Raw genomic sequence first — 16,815 nt, forward strand, 5'->3', positions numbered from 1 at the left:
GCCAGCGTCGCGCGTGGCGCATAATGGCGGGGTTCGCGCATCGCCGGGGGCGGCGCGACCCACTGGGTTGGGGACGACATGAGCCACCAAGCAAGCGGCATGCGTGATGCCGATCTGGACGACCTGTGCGCGCGCTGGCCCGGCGCGACGCGCGCGATCAAGTGGGAAGTGGACCTGGTGTGGAGCGTGGCCGGCAAGATGTTCGTCGCCCTGTGCACGCTCGGCCCCGACCGCGGCCGGCTGTCGTTCAAGGTCGAACCCGAGCAGTACGCCGCGCTCAGCGGCCGACCGGGCATGATGCCGGCGCCCTACACCGGCAGCATGTTCTGGATCAGCGTGACCGAGCCCGAGCGGTTCTCGACCGCCGATCTTGCGGCCTGGGTACGCGGTTCCTACGACCTCGTGCGGGCCACGCTGCCGAAGAAGACCCAGGACGCACTCGACGCGTCGTGAAACCTGCCACGATGCGCGCCGCGCTTGCGGCGCCGACGTCCCCATTCCCCCTGCCAGCCCCTGTCCCATGTCGACCCAGGCCGATTCGCTCAAGACGATCTTCTACGCGCTCGGTGCCAATTTCGCGATCTTCCTCACCAAGGCCGGGGCCGCCGCCGCCACCGGTTCGGGCGCGATGTTTGCCGAGGCCGTGCATTCGCTGGCCGACTGCGCCAACCAGCTGTTGCTGCTGCTCGGACTGCGCAGCGCGCGGCGTGCCGCTTCCGAGGAGCATCCGCTCGGCGAGGGCAAGGCCGTGTACTTCTGGTCGTTCCTCGTCGCGCTGCTGCTGTTCTCGGTCGGCGGCGCGTTCTCGATCTGGGAAGGTCTGCACAAGCTCTCGCATCCCGAGCCGTTGCGCTGGCCGTGGCTTGCGATCGGCGTGCTCGGCTTCGGTGTCGTCGCCGAGAGCCTGTCGATGTGGGGCTGCCTGCGCGAGGTCAACAAGGCGCGTGGCGACAAGAGCCTGTGGCGCTGGTTCCGCGACAGCCGCCAGAGCGAGCTCATCGTCGTGTTCGGCGAGGATTTCGCCGCCTTGTGCGGCCTGAGCTTCGCACTCGCAGCGGTGAGCCTCACCGCGATCACCGGCAATCCGCTCTACGACGCCGCGGGCACGCTCGCGATCGGCGTGCTGCTGGTGCTGGTCGCGATCTTCATCGCGATCGAGGTCAAGGCACTGCTGATCGGGCAGAGCGCCGACGCCGAACTGCGGCGGGACCTGCGGGCGTTCCTCGACGCGCGCGACGAAATCGCCGAGGTCTATCGCCTCATCACGCTGCAGCTCGGTCCCGACGTGATGGTGGCGATCAAGGCGCGCATGCAGGGCGCTGCCAGCGGCGACGAGCTGATCGCCGCGATCAATGCGGTGGAACGCGACCTGAAGGCGCGCTTCGCCCAGGTGCGCTGGTCATTCTTCGAGCCCGATATCGCCGATTGAGCCGCGTCAGGCCCGGTGCCACCCGTGCGGGTACGCCACGCTCAGTCCGTTGCACCGGCGCGGTGGCCGCGCAATAGCAGCGCCAGCAGTGGCGGCGTGACGATCGCGGTGAGCAGCGACATCGCGACGATGACGGCGTAGAGCTCGCCCGAGAACACGCCTGCGGCGAGGCCGAGGCTTGCGATCACCACGCCGACTTCGCCGCGCGGCACCATGCCGACGCCGACGATCGCCGCGCCGCGGCGGCCGAGCGCGAGCGCACCGAGTGCCCCGCCGACGAATTTGGTGGCGATCGCGATGAGGCTGGCGATCGTGAGCATCCACAGCGCGCTGCCGCTGGCGAACACGGCAAGATCGATCTTGGCGCCGGTGAGCACGAAGAAGAACGGCGTGAGCAACGCCAGCAGCGGCTGCATCTGGTGTTCGAGTTCGTCACGGCGCGGGATTTCCGAGGCGATCATGCCGGCGAGGAAGGCGCCGATGATCGCGGCGAGACCGAAGCCGGTCGACAGCCAGGCCAGGCCCAGGCAGATCGCGAGCGCGATCGTCAGCGGCGACAGCGGGTTGATCGGGCGGTCGAGCCAGTCGCCGCGCTTGCGCATCACGCGCGTGCCGACCCAGCCGATGATGGCGACGAAGCCCAGCGCCTGCACCAGCACCAGGCCGAGGCCGGCAAGGTCGATGCCGCCGTCCTCCTGCAGCGAAGTCACCATGCCCAGCAGCAGCATCGCGAGGATGTCGTCGATCACGGCGGCGCCGAGGATCACGCGGCTCTCGATGCGGTCGAGCACGCCCAGCTCCTGCAGCACGCGCGCGGTGATGCCGGCCGAGGTCGCGACGAACGCGGCGGCGACGAACATCGACTTGACCCAGTCCAGGCCGCTGCCGTGCGCCCACAGCGCGCCGCAGACGAAGGGCAGCAGCACGCCGAGCACGCCCACCAGCAGCGCACTGCGGCCGACCTTCTTGAGGTCGTCCAGCCGTGTTTCGAGTCCGACCGCGAACAGCAGGAACACCACGCCGAGCTCGGCCAGCAGGTCGAGCGGGGTGCCCGCGGCAAGCTCGTCGAACCTGATCCAACCCAGCGCCGAAGGGCCAATCGCGCAGCCGGCGAGGATTTCGCCGACCACGCCCGGCAGGCGCAGGCGCTGTGCCAGCTCGGCGCCGACCTGCGCGGCGACGAAGATCACGAACAATGCCAGCAGGATGTCGGCGGCGTGGTGCATTCGGCGGCCCTCAGGGGGTGAAATGACGTGCGTTGAGCCACAGGTGGCAGGCGATGCTGGCGGCGTAGCCCACTGCGATCGGCACGATCCAGCGCAGATGGGCGTTGAAGGTGTAGGCACCGCGCGAGGCTCCCATCAGCGCCACCCCGGCGGCCGAGCCGATCGACAGCAGGCTGCCGCCGACACCGGCGGTCAGCGTGACCAGCAACCATTGCCCGTGATCCATCGGCGGATTCATCTTGAGCACGGCGAACATGATCGGGATGTTGTCCACCACCGCCGACAGCAGCCCGATCGCGGTATTGGCGCCGGTATGGCCGAGCGTGCCGTAAAGCCCGTGCGAGGCCAGTTCGAGATAGCCGATCGCGGCGAGCGCGCCGACACAGGCGAACACGCCATAGAAGAACAGCAACGTATCCCACTCGGCGTTGGCGATGATGCGGAAGATCGAGTAGCGCGACGGGTTCTCGATGCCGTTGGCGAAGGCGTAACGCAACTCGCGGCGCTCGATGCGCGTGGCGACGAGGTTGAGCAGGGCCAGTCCGGTCAGCATGCCCCAGGCCGCGGGCATGTCGAGCCACTGGCGCCCAGCCACCGTGATCGCGATCGTGGCCGCGAAGGCGACGCAGATGCCGAGCCCGCCGATCTTGATCGGGCTGCGCTGCGCCGGCGCGTGCGGGTGGCCCTGCGGCACCGCGAAATGCATGAACGCGGCCGGCACCAGCCAGTTGACGAGCGACGGCACGAAGATCGCGAAGAATTCGGTGAACTGCACCTTCTGTGCCTGCCACACCATCAGCGTCGTGATGTCGCCGAACGCGCTCCAGGCGCCACCCGCATTGGCGGCCACCACGAGGTTGATGCAGGCCAGCGTGACGAAGCGCCGGTTGTCGCCACCGACCGCCAGCACGACGGCCGACATCACCAGCGCCGTGGTGAGGTTGTCGAGCACGGGCGAGGTCAGGAACGCGAGCAGGCCCGTGATCCAGAACAGCGGCCGGTAACCGAGCCGGCGCTGCACGAGCCAGTCGCGCAGGGCATCGAACACGCCGCGCTCGCCGATCGCGGTGACATAGGTCATCGCCACCACGAGGAAGAAGAACACCTCGGCGTATTCGAGGAACATGGCCTTGAACGCCTCGTGCACGGGTGCCGCATCGCCGCCGGCGTGGATCGTCCACCAGGCCAGCAGGCCCCACATGATGCCGCCCGCCAGCATGACCGGCTTGGACTTGGCAATGTGGATGCGCTCCTCGGCAATGACCACCGCGTAGGCGAGCACGAACAGCGCCAGCGCGATCCAGCCGACCGGATGGTTGACGAGGTCGAGGCTGATCGCGCCGCCATCGGCCCGGGCCGCGGGGGCAAACAGACTCAGCAGCAACGCCAGGCGGACACGCATCGTGGGTTCTCCATCGGGATTTCCGGGCAACGCAAGGGCGGCTCCATCCACAGCACCGGCCGTTTCGCGCAGGTGGCCATTCGGCGTGCGGCCACCGGCACGGCGCGGCGGTGTGCCGGCCGATCGCCGCGCGGCGCGCGCGGGTGGACGGCGGCGGAGCAGCCCTAGGGTAACAGCGCGGGCGCCGCCTGCGCGCCCCGGCGTGGTTGCGTTTTTCACCGCTCCGCGCCAATGCTAGGCAACCAGGTCGCCCGGAACAGCCCCATGCAGGATGTATTTGCCAGCTCGCGCGAAGCGATGTCCAAGGTCGACACCGCGTGGCTGCGCATGGAGCGGCCGACCAACCGCATGATGATCACCGGCGTGCTCATGTTCGCCGGGCCACTCGATCCGGTCGCCATCAAGGCCCTGTTGGCCGAGCGTTTTCTCGCCTATCGGCGCTTTCGCCAGCGCCCCGTGCTCGGCGTCAACGGCGCGCATTGGGAGATCGACCCGGACTTCGACATCGATTGGCATGTGCGCGTGGCGGCGCTGCCCGGCGCCGCCGACAAGCGCGAGTTGCAGGACTTCGTCAGCGACCTGGCCTCGAGCCCGCTGGACCAGTCCAAGCCGCTGTGGCAGTTCCATGTCATCGAGAACTATCGCGGCGGCGGGGCGCTGGTCGCGCGCATCCACCATTGCTATGCCGATGGTCTCGCATTGGTGCAGGTGCTGCTCTCGCTCACCGACACCGCGCCGCAGCCCGAGGCGAAGGCCGAGCTGGCGCGGACCTGGCTCAAGCGCGACCGCGGCAGCGTGCTCGAACGGCTGCTCGAACCGATGCAGGGCGGCCTGCAGAAGGTGCTCGCCGCCGGCGAGAAGACCTGGCAGACGTTGGCGCAGATGCTGGCCGATCCGTCGATCGCGGCCGAGTTTGCCCACGAGGGCAGCGAGATCACGCGCGAACTCGCAGTGACCGTGACGCTGCCCGATGACCCCAGGACCGCGCTCAAGGGACGCCTCGGCGTGGCCAAGCGCGTGGCCTGGGCCGAGCCGTTGCCGCTCGATGAGGTCAAGGTGCTCGGCAAGGCGCTCGGCTGCACGGTCAACGACGTGCTGCTGGCCTGCGCCGCCGGCGCGCTGCGGGGTTACCTGCGCGACATCGGCGAGGACATCGACGGCCTGACCATCCGCGCCACGGTGCCGGTCAACCTGCGCCCGCTCGAACATGCCAGGAAGCTCGGCAACCACTTCGGCCTCGTGTTCCTCGACCTGCCGATCGGCGAGCCCAATCCACTGCGCCGGCTCGAACGCGTGGCGGCCTGCATGCGCGACCTCAAGGGACGCCGCCAGGCCGTGGTCGCGTTCGGGCTGCTGGCCGCGCTCGGCATGGCGCCCGCGCCGCTGCAGGAGCCGGCACTCGCGCTGTTCAGCCGCAAGGCCAGCGCCGTCGCCACCAATGTGCCCGGCCCGCAGCAGCCCCTGTTCATGGCCGGCGTCGAAGTGCGCGAGCTCATGTTCTGGGTGCCGCAGACCGGCTCGATCGGCCTGGGCCTGTCGATCCTCAGCTACAACGGCCACGTCCATTTCGGCCTCATCGCCGACCACCGCAGCATCCGCAACCCCGACGCGATCGTGGCGCGCTTCGGCGCCGAGTTCGAAAAGCTCATGCTGATCGCGCTGATGGAGGACTGGGGCGAGGAATTCGGCGCAGGTGATGCCGCCTCGACGCTGGCGCGCTACCTCTAGTCCGGCGCGGCTCAGCCCGGCGCGCGCGACGCCTTGCGCGCGCGCCTCGGCGCGGGCGCCGGCAGCAGCTCGGTCAGCGCCTGGTAGCGTTCGAACAGAAAGGCCACGCGCTCGGCGTCGGTGGTGAGTTTGGGCGGTTTGCGGCCGGCGGATTTTTCGGCGGCGAGGTAGGCGGCGTCCACGGCTTTGTCCAGCGCGGCGTGGGCTTTCACCAGCACCGGGGGCATGGTTAGCGGGTTGTAGAGGTCGGCGAGGGTGGCATCGGGGAATTGGGTGCGGGCGTCGAGCACGGCTTGCGCGGCAGCCTCGATGACGGCGCGGTGTTTGCCGTCGTCGCCCAGTTCGGGCCAGGGGAAGTTGTTGTAGACGATGCCGGCGGAGTAGCGGTAGTCGCTTTTCAGGCGGCCGCAAACAGTGCGCACCCAGGCCATGTGCATGGTGGACGTGACAACACCAAAATCATGCAATGTGGCATGCGAAACAATCTTCACGAGATTGCTGCACAGCGTATCTGGCGACATAAATCCAATGGGTATGAAATCGCGTCGTTCCGATGACACTTCCGGAATCACCAGATAGTTGTCATCTGGAATGTTCTCCACATGGAACCGCGTCGGCGTATCCGCCAGTTTTTGCGTTGGTGCGCTTTTGCCCGCCTTGCGCAAGGCGCGTACCGCTTCCACCCGCTTCAATGCCTCGGGCATGGCACGCAGTTCGTGCGGCGGGCAATCGCCCAGCCACAGGCACCAGCGCTCCCAGCCGTTGATGAACTCATCTGATCCAAGCCAGCGCCGGAACCATTTTTCCGCCGCAGGTTCGATGGCAATAAAGGCGTCACGCTCTTCGGTGGTGAACAGATAGTTGCCGCCGTCGATGGGCTTGTTGCCAATGCCGATCTCCGGCACATCGCAGATCGGCTTGCTGCGGTTTGGCAGCAACACATCCACCGCATCCACCAGATACGGATTGATATTGCCTGCCACCACTTCATGCGGTTGGCCGGCGATGTCCTGATAGTCGAACAAGCGCTTGGGCGTGATCTCGCCCTGCGCAAAGCCCACGATCACGCAATGCACCGCCGCCACGCCGCGTGCCTCGTTGTTCCAGCGGAAGGTGCGATGGGCGAAGAAAATGCGCATGCCACGCGCCAGCATTTCGCCCCAGAGAATGCCGACCTGTTCGCCCTGGCAGATGGAATTGGTGGACACGAAGGCGCAGCGAGTCGCCTTGCCTTCAATGAACTGCGCGGCTTTCAAGTACCACGCGCTGACGAAATCCAGCACACCTGCGCCTTTCAGATTGCCGGCCACGGCCAGCAAATCCTCGCGCTGGTCGGCACTCATCAGCTTGGAGCCGATAAACGGCGGATTCCCGAGGATGTAATCCAACGCCAGCGCCGGAACAACATCGTTCCAGTCGATCCGCAGCGCATTGCCATGCACGATGGTCGCGGACTTCTTCAGCGGCAGGCGGGTGATGTTCTCGCCGAACTGCGCCGACACGCGCTGGTTCATCTGGTGGTCCATCAGCCACATCGCCACCTGCGCGATCTGCGCCGGGAACTCCTCGACCTCGATGCCGTGGAACTGATCCACGTCGACCAGTACGTGATCCTGCACCTGCACCAGCACCGAGCCCTGGCGGGCAAACTGGCGGGTCAGCACCTCCAGCTCCAGCTGGCGCAATTCGCGGTAGGCGATGATGAGGAAATTGCCGCAGCCGCAGGCGGGGTCGAGAAACTTCAGCGTGGCCAGCTTGCGGTGCAGTTGCGCCAGCTTCTTCTCATCGTTGCCGGCCTTGTCCAGCTCGGCCTTGAGGCCATCGAGGAACAGCGGGCCGATCAATTTGAGGATGTTCTTTTCGCTGGTGTAGTGCGCGCCCAGGTTGCGGCGGGCCTTGGCGTCCATCACCGACTGGAACATCGAGCCGAAGATGGCGGGGCTGATGCGGCTCCAGTCAAGCTGGCTGGCGTCGAGCAGCAGGCCGCGCATCTGCGCGTTGAAGTCGGCCAGCGGCAAAGGTTCCTCGAACAATTTGCCGTTGACATAGGGCAGTTCGGCCAGTTGCTCGTCGAGCGTGGTCTGGCGTTTGTCGTCGGGTGTGTTCAATACCTGGAACAGGCGGCCGATCCACAGGCCGAGGTCTGCGCCATCTTCCGAAGTGCGCTGCGCGATGAGGTCGTGGAAGGCTTGGCGCGGGAAGATGCCGGTGTCGTCGGCGAACAGGCAGAACAGCAGCCGCACCAGCAGCAGTTCGAGCGCGTGGCCATCGTAGCCGGCGGCCTTGAGGGCGTCGTGCAGCTTGCCCATGCGCTCGGCGGCCTGCACGTTGACCGGGTCTTCTTCCTTGTAGGTGCGGGTCTGGTAGCCGCTGATGAAGCCAAAGCGGACAATTTCCTTGTGCAACTCGGCCAGCGGAAATTCGCTGCGCTCGCCGCTTTCCAGATCGTGCAGGCGAAAGCGCTGGAAGTCGGAGACCAGAATGTAGCGGGGGAGCTCCCTGTCTTTGAGGCCGGCGAAGTAGTCGGTTGCCTGGGCGTAGGCGGCGTCGAGGTCGCGGCCCTGGCTCTTGTGTTCGATCAGCAGCACACCGGGCCAGAATACGTCGATGCGGCCATGCTGGCTGCCGGTGAAGCGCTGGGCCTTCTGCTCGAACACGGCGACGCGGCGGCGGTTGACGCCGAAGACGTTGAAGAACGCATTCCAGAAACTCTGCGCCTCGGCGCGCTCGCTCGATTCGCCGGTCCACTCTCGGGCGAAGGCGCGGGCGCGCTCCCTGATTACGTTGAGACTCAACGGCATGTCGGCCCCCTTTGGCTGCACAGCATAGCTGCTGGCGGCATCGCCGCGGGCGGCCTCCTGCAGGCACGCGGCGCTTGCCTCGTCGGGCGTTTCGCGGCGGCCTGCGCCGCGTTCGGCAGGGGCCGGTTTCCGCCGCCGAGCGAAAAGGATCGGCTGTCAGCCGCGCACCACCAACAGGCGTGGTTCGGTCATGTCGGCGATCGCGCAGCGGATGCCTTCGCGGCCCAGGCCCGACAGTTTGACGCCGCCGTAGGGCATGTTGTCGACGCGGAAGCTCGGGATGTCGTTGATGATGACGCCGCCGACTTCGAGTTCGTCCCAGGCACGCAGCGTGTGTGCGAGCGAGTCGGTGAACACGCCGGCCTGCAGGCCGTAGTCGGAGTCGTTGACGCGCGCGAGTGCCGCGTCGAAATCATCGAAGGCCGACAGCAGCGCCACCGGGCCGAACACCTCGAGGCGATTGAGCCTGGCGTCGTCGGGCACGTGCTCGAGCACGGTCGCCGCGAGCATGTTGCCCTGGCGCGTGCCACCGCACAGCAGCCGCGCGCCGGCGGCCACGGCCTCGGCGATCCACTGCTCGAGGCGCTGCGCGGCGGCGGCATCGATGACCGGGCCGAGGAAGGTGTCGCGCGACCTGGGGTCGCCGCAGCGCAGCGCGCGCGCCGCCGCCACGAAGCGTTCGCGCAACTGGGCGTGGAGCGAGGCGTGGACGAAGATGCGCTGCACCTTGATGCAGCTCTGGCCCGACTGGTAGTAGGCGCCGAGGATGAGCCGCTCGACGATCGCGTCGAGCTTGTCGCGCTGGTCGCCGTCGACGATGCAGGCTGCGTTGCCGCCCAGTTCGAGCACGACTTTCTTGCGCCCGGCGCGCGCCTTGAGCTGCCAGCCGACCTGGCCGCCGGTGAATGACAGCAGGCGCAGGCGCTCGTCGCTGACGAACGGGTCGGCATCCTCGATGCGGCACGGCAGGATCGAGAACGCGCCGCGTGGCAGGTCGGTTTCGGCGAGGATCTGGCCGATGATGAGCGCGCCGAGCGGCGTCTTCTCCGACGGCTTGAGAACGAACGGGCAGCCCGCCGCGATCGCCGGCGCGACCTTGTGCGCGACGAGGTTGAGCGGAAAGTTGAACGGCGTGATGAACGAGCAGGCGCCGATCGGTACGCGCCGCACGAAGCCGCGATAGCCGGCCGTGCGCGGGCTGATCTCGAGGTTGGGCATCTGGCCGTCGATGCGCAGGGTTTCCTCGGCGGCGATGCCGAAGGTGTCGATGAGCCGCGTGACCTCGCCCTCGGCATCGCGGATCGGCTTGCCGGCTTCGATGCAAAGCGTCAGTGCGAGCTCGTCGAAACGCTCGCGCAAGCGCGTGATGCAGTGCTGCAGGATGGCCTGCCGTGCATGCGGCTTGAGCGCGCGCATCGCCGCCTGCGCGGCGCTGGCGGCGGCGATCGCGGCCTCGATCGCGGCTGCGTCGGCCACTGCGACCTCGGCGGCGACCTCGCCGCTGTATTTGTCGAGCACGGCGAGGTCATGGTTCGGAGCTTGCGCCGTGTTGGCGAGATAGTAGGGCAGGCGGGACGTGGACATGGCGGCCTCCACCGCAGCGACGACGCACCATGGTCGCGCAATGGGTGGAGCGCTGCGCTGAACGTGGCGCGCAACGGCGCGCGTATCGCCGGGTGCCGCTATCGCACAGGCGGCCGCGGTTCGACGCGCAGCGGCAGCTCGCCGTCGGCGAGCCGCGCGCGCAGGCGCTGGCCGGGCGTGACCTGCGCGATGCTGTGCACGAGGCGGCCGCTGTCGCCATCGAGCAGGATGGCGTAACCGCGCTCGAGGGTGGCCAGCGGACTGACCGCGTGCAGCGCGCGGGCGAGCTGGCCCAGACGCGCCATGGCGCGTTCGAGCTGCTGCGCCTGCGCGCCGCGCAGGCGACGTGCCAGCAGGTGCAGGCGCTCGTGGCGCTGCGCGAGCAGGGTCGCCGGCGCGCGCAGGTGCAGGCGTCGCTGCAGGTTGGCCAGGCGTTCGTGGCGACGCTCGAGGGCATGCCGGGCGCTGCGCACGAGTCGTGCGTGGAGCTGGTGCAGGCGCTGCTCGCCGTGGGCGAGGCGGGCCTGCGGGCGCTGCGAGTTGAGGCGCGCGAGCAGATGGTCGAGGCGCTGGCTGCGCATGTCGAACCGGCGCTGCCAAAGCTGATCGAGTCGCCTGCGCTGGTGGCCCAGCGTGCGCGCGAGGTCGTTGCGATCGGGAACCAGCAGCTCGGCCGCGGCCGACGGCGTCGGTGCGCGCAGGTCGGCGGCAAAGTCGGCGATCGTGAAGTCGGTTTCGTGGCCGACGGCGCTGACCACGGCGATCGCGCTGGCGCGGATCGCGCGCGCCACGGCTTCGTCGTTGAACGCCCACAGGTCCTCGAGCGAACCGCCACCGCGCGTGAGCAGCAGCACGTCGTGGCGCCGCGCGCGCGAGGCCGCGGCGAGCATGGCGACGATCGCTGGCGGCGCTTCCTTGCCCTGCACCGGCACCGGCAGGATGTCGACCTCGACCAGCGGATAGCGCCGGCGCAGCACGCTCAGCACGTCGCGGACGGCGGCGCCGCTGGGCGAGGTGATGACGCCGATGCGGCGTGGCAGGCGCGGCAGTGCGCGCTTGGCCGCCGCATCGAACAGGCCTTCGGCGCCAAGGCGCGCCTTGAGCTCCTCGAACTGGCGTTGCAGCGCGCCGGTACCGGCTTCCTCCAGCGATTCGACGATGAGCTGGAAGTCGCCGCGCGCCTCGTACAGGCTCACGCGGGCGCGTGCCAGCACGCGCATGCCGTCGCCGGGGCGGAAGCGCAGCGAGCTGCTGCGCGGGCGGAACATCGCGCAGCGGATCTGCGCCGCGGCGTCCTTGAGCGTGAAGTACAGGTGGCCCGACGCCGGCCGCGACAGATTGGAGATCTCGCCCTCGATCCACAGCGGCGGCAGCGCGTCCTCGAGCAGGTCATGGACGAGCCGCGCTAGCGCGGTCGGAGTCCAGACCTCGCGGGTGGCAACAGGTGGCGGGGCGGGCGTCGGCATCGTGATGGCCGCGCGGCGGCAGCATGCGGCGCGGACAACGAGTCTGCGCGATCCTCGGCGCGACCACAACTGTATGCCGCAAGATATTGATTGTGCGTATCTTGATGCCGCGTTCAGTGGCGCCGCCGCAACTGCACGAGGCGCACCGCCAGCGCGAGCGTGGTCCACAGGCCGAGGACGCCGAGCGGCCAGGCGAACAGGTGCGGCCACAGCAGCGCAACCACCGACAGCAGCAGGATGACGAGCGTGCCGAGCAGCAGCGGAGCCGCTTCGGCCGCGCCGAGCAGGCGTCGATTGGTGATGGCGGCGCCGACCGAGTTGGCGATGCGCAGCGCGCTCGCCGCGGCGCGGCCCGAGCTGCCGCCCTGCGGCCGGCCATGCTCGGCGTCGCCTTCATGGCGGCGCGGCCGCGGTGAGCGCAGCACGACTTCGGTGGCATGGCCCAGGTCGTCCTCGTACTGCGCTTCCATTCGTTGCGCGAACGAGGCGTCCTCGACTGCCACGTCGATCTCGCAGTTGCCGATCCAGCTGGCGAGGTTGAGATTGGTCGAACCGACGCGCGCCCAGCGCGAATCGGCCACCGCGGTCTTGGCATGCATCATCGAGCCATTCCACTCGAACACGCGGATGCCGGCTTCGAGCAGCGGCCGGTAGCCGAGCCGCGACACCGAGCCGACCGCCGGGATGTCGCTCGAACCGGGCACCAGCAGACGCACGTCGACGCCGTCGTGCGCCGCGGCGATCAGTGCCTGCACATACGGCGCGACGCCGACGAAATAGGCATCGGCCAGCCACAGGTTGCGCCGCGCGATGCCGGCGACGAGCTGGTCGAGTCGGTACAGGCCGGCCGTGTTGGGCAGGGCTGCCACCACGCGCAGGTCGACCGTCCCCGCGTCGGCGATCGGCGTGGCCGCCTGCAGCACCGTGTCGGGCAGGGCCGGGCCCATCTGTGCCCACACGGCCGCGAACGCCTGCACGAGCTCGTCGACGGCGGGACCACGGATCGCCACCGCGCTGTCGCGCCATGCCGGTACGCCGCGCGCCGGGTCACCGAGCCAGGCGCCGCTGACGCAGATGCCGCCGACGAAGCCGACCGTGCGGTCGATCACGAGCAGCTTGCGGTGGTCGCGCGAGAGCCAGCCGAATGGGCTGAGCAGGCGCGGCGCATTGTAGGTGCGCAGCTCGCCGCCGGCGGCGAGCAGTTCGCGCCACAGGCGCAGGCCCGACTGGCCGAGGCAGCCGAGCCAGTCGCGCGTGACGCAGACGCGCACGCCGGCCCGCGCGCGTTCGGCCAGGGCAGCGGCGAACTCGCGGCCGACGTCGTCGTCGCGGAAGATGTAGTTGGCGAACAGGATATGGTCGGTGGCGCTGCGGATCGCCGCCAGCCAGGCCGCGTAGGCGCTGGCCGCGTCGACATGCAGGTCGAGCGCGTTGCCGGCAACGAGCGGCGCGCCGGCGGCGCGGCTCAAGGCCTGCTCGGCGAGCTGGCGTTGCGGACTCGGGCGGAACGGCGCGTCGGGCATGGCGGCAGTGTAGCGAAGGCGACGCTGCCGGGCCGGTGCGGTTGGCCATTGTGCGAAAATGCGCGACTGCCGCCCTGCGGCCACCCGTTTCCCGGAGTCACCCGCGACATGAATCCTTCCGTTTCCAGTGGCATTGCGCGCCGCGCGAGCGTGCCGGTCGTGGTGGGCAGGATCACGGTCGGTGGCAGCGCGCCGGTCGTGGTGCAGTCGATGACCAACACCGATACCGCCGACGTTGCCGCCACCGCACGCCAGGTGGCCGAACTCGCGCGCGCGGGTTCCGAGCTGGTGCGCGTCACGGTCAACACCCACGAGGCCGCGGCGGCCGTGCCGCATATCCGCGAGCGGCTCGACATGATGGGCGTGTCGGTGCCGTTGATCGGTGATTTCCACTACAACGGCCATCAGTTGCTCGAACGCGAACCGGCCTGCGGCCGCGCGCTGGCCAAGTACCGCATCAACCCCGGCAATGTCGGCTTCGGCAAGAAGAAGGACACCCAGTTCGCGGCCATCATCGACAGCGCGCTGCGCAACGACAAGCCCGTGCGCATCGGCGCCAACTGGGGCTCGCTCGACCAGGCCATGCTGGCCGCGCTGATGGACGACAACCACGCGCGCGCCGAACCGTGGGACGCCGCGCGAGTCGCGCGCGAGGCGCTGATCCGCTCGGCGCTCGATTCGGCCGCGCGTGCCGAGGAACTGGGTCTGGCGCGCGACCACATCATCCTGTCGTGCAAGGTGTCGGGTGTGCAGGAGCTCATCGCGGTCTACCGCGATCTCGCCGCGCGCTGCGACTACGCGCTGCATCTGGGCCTGACCGAAGCCGGCATGGGCAGCAAGGGCATCGTCGCCTCGAGCGCGGCGCTGGCCGTGCTGCTGCAGGAAGGCATCGGCGACACGATCCGCATCTCGCTCACGCCCGAGCCGGGCGAGTCGCGCACGCGCGAGGTCATCGTCGCGCAGGAACTGCTGCAGACGATGGGCCTGCGCGCGTTCACACCGCTGGTCACCGCCTGCCCGGGTTGCGGTCGCACCACCAGCACGCTGTTCCAGCAGATCGCCAAGACCGTGCAGGACCATGTGCGGGCGAAGATGCCCGAGTGGCGCATCAAGTACGACGGCGTCGAAAACCTCACGCTCGCGGTGATGGGCTGCGTGGTCAACGGGCCAGGCGAATCGCGCCATGCCGACATCGGCATCTCGCTGCCTGGCACCGGCGAGGCGCCGGCGGCGCCGGTGTTCATCGACGGCGAAAAGGCGCTGACGCTGCGCGGCGAACATATCGCCGAGGAATTCGTCACGCTCGTCGAGGATTACGTCGCGCGGCGCTACGCGCAGCGCCAGTAGCGCCGGGCGGCGCGATCAGCGCACCAAGGGCGCCGCAGCTCACTCGGCGGGCTGGCTCAGCACCTGCGGCGCCGCCTGATGGCGCTGCCGCGCCAGGCGCGCCTCGCGCCGCGCGATGTAGAGACTGGCGCCCACCACGATGAGCGCACCGCACACGGTGTAGCGGTCGGGTGCTTCGGCAAACAGCAGCCAGGCGAGTATGGCCACGAACACGAGCTGCAGGTAGCTGAACGGCGCCAGCGTCGAGGCTTCGGACAGCCGCAGCGCATGGGTCCAGAAATACTGCCCGGCGGTGCCGAGCACGCCGAGTGCGATCAGCAGCGGCCACAGCTCGGCGCTCGGCCATTGCCAAACGGCCAGCGCGGCCGGCAGCGACAGCGGCACCCATAGCCAGGTCGTCAGCAGCACGATGGTGGCGACCGGATCGGTGCGCGACAGGAACTTGATGCTGATCGTCACCGCGCCCGAGCAGGCCGCCGCGAACAGGGCCACGAGGCTGGCCTGCGTGAACGCATCGCTGCCGGGGCGCACGATCACGAGTACGCCGATGAAGCCGGCCACCACCGCGCTCCAGCGCCGCAGGCGCACGATTTCGCCAAGGAACATCACCGCGCCGATCGTCACGAACAGCGGCGAGGAATACGACAGTGCGATCGCCTGCGCCAGCGGCAGGTGCGCGATCGACCAGAAACCGGCCAGCATCGACACCGCGCCGATGGCGCAGCGCAGTACATAGAACATGAGGCGATCGGTGTAGAGCGTGCGCCAGCCATGGCGCAGCAGCAGTGGCATGGCCGCGAGCGCGCCGAAGAAGCTGCGCAGGAAGGCGATCTGGAATGGATGCAGGTGGTTCGCGCCGATGCGGATCAGCACCGCCATCACGCCGAAGCACACGGTGCTCGTCACCATCATGACGATCGCACGCCGCGGCAGGGCCGAAGCGGCGGGAACGGCGATCGCGGGAGCGTCCAAGTACGGCGACAACGATGGGGCGGCCGCGCATGCTAGCACTGTCCGCATTGTCGCCGGGGCCTGCGCTCGGCTACGCTGCGCCGCTGGTTTCCCGGGTGTTCATGATGTCCGCAGTGCCTGCCTTCATCGTCGCCATTCCCGCGCGCTACGCCTCCACGCGACTGCCGGGCAAGCCCCTCGCGGCACTGGCCGGCGAGCCGCTCGTGCTGCACGTGGCGCGGCGCGCGCTGGCCGCAGGTGCGGACGCGGTGGTCGTCGCCACCGACGATGCGCGCATCGCGCAGGCACTGGCCGGCAGCGGCGTCGAGGTGGCGATGACGCGCGCCGACCACGCTTCGGGCAGCGATCGCCTGGCCGAGGTGGCCACCCGGCTGCGCTGGGCCGACGCCGCCATCGTGGTCAACCTGCAGGGCGACGAACCGTTGGCGCCGCCAAGCGGCATCCGCGCGGTGGCGCAGGCACTGGCCGACGACGCCGCGCCGATGGCGACGCTGGCGACGCCGCTGACGACGAGCGAGGAGCTGTTCGATCCGAACGTGGTCAAGCTCGTGCGGCGGGGCGACGGCCGCGCGCTGTACTTCTCGCGCGCGCCGCTGCCGTGGCCGCGCGATGCGTTCGCGCGCTCGCGCGAGGTGCTGCCGCCGGCCACGCCGTTCCTGCGCCACATCGGCATTTATGCCTATCGCGCCGGTTTCCTGCGCCAGTTCGCCCAGCTTGCGCCGACGCCGCTCGAGCGCGCCGAATCGTTGGAGCAATTGCGTGCGCTCGAACATGGCCATGCGATCGCGGTGCGGCTCGCGCCAGAGCCGTTCCCGGCCGGCGTCGACACGCCGCAGGATCTTGCGCGCGTCGAACGCATGCTCGCCCAGGGCGCGCGATGACCCGCATCCTGTTCGTCTGCCTGGGCAACATCTGCCGCTCGCCGACGCTCGAGGCGGTGGCGCGCGTGGAGTTCGCGCGCGCCGGGCTCGCGGTCGCGGTCGATTCGGCCGGCACCGCCGATTACCACGCCGGCCAGCCACCCGACCGCCGGTCGATCGCAGCCGGTGCGGCCCATGGCTATGACCTGTCGGCGTTGCGTGCACGCCAGATCGTCGCGGCCGACTTCACGCGCTTCGATCGCATCCTCGCTGCCGACCGCGCCAACCTGCGTGACCTGGCCGCGCTGCGTGGCGGTCGCGGCACGCAGCCGGCGCTGTTCCTGCCCGACGCCGAGGTGCCCGATCCCTACTACGGCGGGCCGGCCGACTTCGAGCGCGTGATCGAGCTTGCGCGCACCGGCATGGCGGCACTGATCGCCGAGCTGCGCGGCGGGCCGCGCTGAGGCGCGGCGCGGG

Annotated in this window: 13 protein-coding genes; 6 read left to right on the top strand and 7 right to left on the bottom strand. The window is 69.2% G+C overall.

Annotated elements, in window-relative coordinates; translation table 11 throughout:
- Positions 1-78 precede the first annotated feature (78 nt).
- Both KF903_RS01260 and KF903_RS01265 read left to right on the top strand, forming a co-directional pair.
- Positions 79-453, top strand: a complete 375-nt coding sequence (locus tag KF903_RS01260) for an MmcQ/YjbR family DNA-binding protein (RefSeq protein WP_291209975.1) — start codon at positions 79-81, stop codon at positions 451-453.
- Between the two features lie 67 nt (positions 454-520).
- Positions 521-1,429, top strand: a complete 909-nt coding sequence (locus tag KF903_RS01265) for a cation diffusion facilitator family transporter (RefSeq protein ID WP_291209976.1) — start codon at positions 521-523, stop codon at positions 1,427-1,429.
- Between the two features lie 41 nt (positions 1,430-1,470).
- Here KF903_RS01265 and KF903_RS01270 read toward each other — a convergent pair whose 3' ends face one another.
- Positions 1,471-2,655, bottom strand: coding sequence for a cation:proton antiporter (locus tag KF903_RS01270; RefSeq protein WP_291209977.1), 1,185 nt, complete (start codon positions 2,653-2,655; stop codon positions 1,471-1,473).
- 10 nt (positions 2,656-2,665) lie between these two features.
- On the bottom strand, positions 2,666-4,057 hold the full coding sequence (nhaD, locus tag KF903_RS01275; protein ID WP_291209978.1) for a sodium:proton antiporter NhaD: 1,392 nt from the start codon (positions 4,055-4,057) through the stop codon (positions 2,666-2,668).
- A 264-nt stretch (positions 4,058-4,321) separates the two neighbouring features.
- Here nhaD and KF903_RS01280 point away from each other — a divergent pair, with 264 nt between their 5' ends.
- Positions 4,322-5,785 carry a wax ester/triacylglycerol synthase family O-acyltransferase gene (locus KF903_RS01280; RefSeq protein ID WP_291209979.1) on the top strand — a complete coding sequence of 488 codons (1,464 nt, stop codon included), beginning with the start codon at positions 4,322-4,324 and terminating at the stop codon, positions 5,783-5,785.
- An 11-nt stretch (positions 5,786-5,796) separates the two neighbouring features.
- Here KF903_RS01280 and KF903_RS01285 read toward each other — a convergent pair whose 3' ends face one another.
- The 4 genes from KF903_RS01285 to KF903_RS01300 form a co-directional block, all read right to left on the bottom strand.
- Positions 5,797-8,586, bottom strand: a complete 2,790-nt coding sequence (locus KF903_RS01285; protein ID WP_291209980.1) for a DNA methyltransferase — start codon at positions 8,584-8,586, stop codon at positions 5,797-5,799.
- A 156-nt stretch (positions 8,587-8,742) separates the two neighbouring features.
- Complete coding sequence (locus KF903_RS01290) at positions 8,743-10,170, bottom strand: aldehyde dehydrogenase family protein (RefSeq protein ID WP_291209981.1); 1,428 nt, start codon at positions 10,168-10,170, stop codon at positions 8,743-8,745.
- Positions 10,171-10,268: 98 nt separating this feature from the next.
- Entirely contained in the window at positions 10,269-11,636 is a 1,368-nt protein-coding gene (gene xseA / locus KF903_RS01295) for an exodeoxyribonuclease VII large subunit (RefSeq protein WP_291209982.1), read from the bottom strand.
- A 113-nt stretch (positions 11,637-11,749) separates the two neighbouring features.
- On the bottom strand, positions 11,750-13,159 hold the full coding sequence (locus KF903_RS01300; RefSeq protein ID WP_291209983.1) for a cardiolipin synthase B: 1,410 nt from the start codon (positions 13,157-13,159) through the stop codon (positions 11,750-11,752).
- A 108-nt stretch (positions 13,160-13,267) separates the two neighbouring features.
- Here KF903_RS01300 and ispG point away from each other — a divergent pair, with 108 nt between their 5' ends.
- Positions 13,268-14,506 carry a flavodoxin-dependent (E)-4-hydroxy-3-methylbut-2-enyl-diphosphate synthase gene (gene ispG / locus KF903_RS01305; RefSeq protein ID WP_291209984.1) on the top strand — a complete coding sequence of 413 codons (1,239 nt, stop codon included), beginning with the start codon at positions 13,268-13,270 and terminating at the stop codon, positions 14,504-14,506.
- A gap of 39 nt (positions 14,507-14,545) precedes the next feature.
- On the opposite strand, the gene KF903_RS01310 is transcribed toward ispG, so the two are convergent.
- Positions 14,546-15,418, bottom strand: coding sequence for a DMT family transporter (locus KF903_RS01310; protein ID WP_291209985.1), 873 nt, complete (start codon positions 15,416-15,418; stop codon positions 14,546-14,548).
- A gap of 161 nt (positions 15,419-15,579) precedes the next feature.
- Between KF903_RS01310 and kdsB the strand changes: the two genes are divergently transcribed.
- Entirely contained in the window at positions 15,580-16,359 is a 780-nt protein-coding gene (gene kdsB / locus KF903_RS01315) for a 3-deoxy-manno-octulosonate cytidylyltransferase (protein ID WP_291209986.1), read from the top strand.
- Positions 16,356-16,802: a low molecular weight protein-tyrosine-phosphatase gene (locus KF903_RS01320; RefSeq protein WP_291209987.1), complete on the top strand. Its 447-nt coding sequence runs from the start codon at positions 16,356-16,358 to the stop codon at positions 16,800-16,802. The genes kdsB and KF903_RS01320 overlap by 4 nt, the downstream gene beginning before the upstream one ends.
- Positions 16,803-16,815: the final 13 nt, after the last annotated feature.

The organism is Dokdonella sp. (assembly GCF_019634845.1).
In the GTDB taxonomy this organism is placed as follows: Bacteria; Pseudomonadota; Gammaproteobacteria; order Xanthomonadales; family Rhodanobacteraceae; genus Dokdonella_A.

Bases quoted from the DNA above. Each gene is read 5' to 3' on its own strand.
- KF903_RS01265 (WP_291209976.1), top strand. From the start codon at position 521: ATGTCGACCCAGGCCGATTCGCTCAAGACGATCTTCTACGCGCTCGGT.
- KF903_RS01320 (WP_291209987.1), top strand. From the start codon at position 16,356: ATGACCCGCATCCTGTTCGTCTGCCTGGGCAACATCTGCCGCTCGCCG.
- KF903_RS01310 (WP_291209985.1), bottom strand. From the start codon at position 15,418: ATGATGGTGACGAGCACCGTGTGCTTCGGCGTGATGGCGGTGCTGATC.
- KF903_RS01285 (WP_291209980.1), bottom strand. From the start codon at position 8,586: ATGCCGTTGAGTCTCAACGTAATCAGGGAGCGCGCCCGCGCCTTCGCC.
- KF903_RS01270 (WP_291209977.1), bottom strand. From the start codon at position 2,655: ATGCACCACGCCGCCGACATCCTGCTGGCATTGTTCGTGATCTTCGTC.
- nhaD (WP_291209978.1), bottom strand. From the start codon at position 4,057: ATGCGTGTCCGCCTGGCGTTGCTGCTGAGTCTGTTTGCCCCCGCGGCC.
- KF903_RS01300 (WP_291209983.1), bottom strand. From the start codon at position 13,159: ATGCCCGACGCGCCGTTCCGCCCGAGTCCGCAACGCCAGCTCGCCGAG.
- ispG (WP_291209984.1), top strand. From the start codon at position 13,268: ATGAATCCTTCCGTTTCCAGTGGCATTGCGCGCCGCGCGAGCGTGCCG.
- KF903_RS01260 (WP_291209975.1), top strand. From the start codon at position 79: ATGAGCCACCAAGCAAGCGGCATGCGTGATGCCGATCTGGACGACCTG.
- KF903_RS01280 (WP_291209979.1), top strand. From the start codon at position 4,322: ATGCAGGATGTATTTGCCAGCTCGCGCGAAGCGATGTCCAAGGTCGAC.
- xseA (WP_291209982.1), bottom strand. From the start codon at position 11,636: ATGCCGACGCCCGCCCCGCCACCTGTTGCCACCCGCGAGGTCTGGACT.
- KF903_RS01290 (WP_291209981.1), bottom strand. From the start codon at position 10,170: ATGTCCACGTCCCGCCTGCCCTACTATCTCGCCAACACGGCGCAAGCT.
- kdsB (WP_291209986.1), top strand. From the start codon at position 15,580: ATGATGTCCGCAGTGCCTGCCTTCATCGTCGCCATTCCCGCGCGCTAC.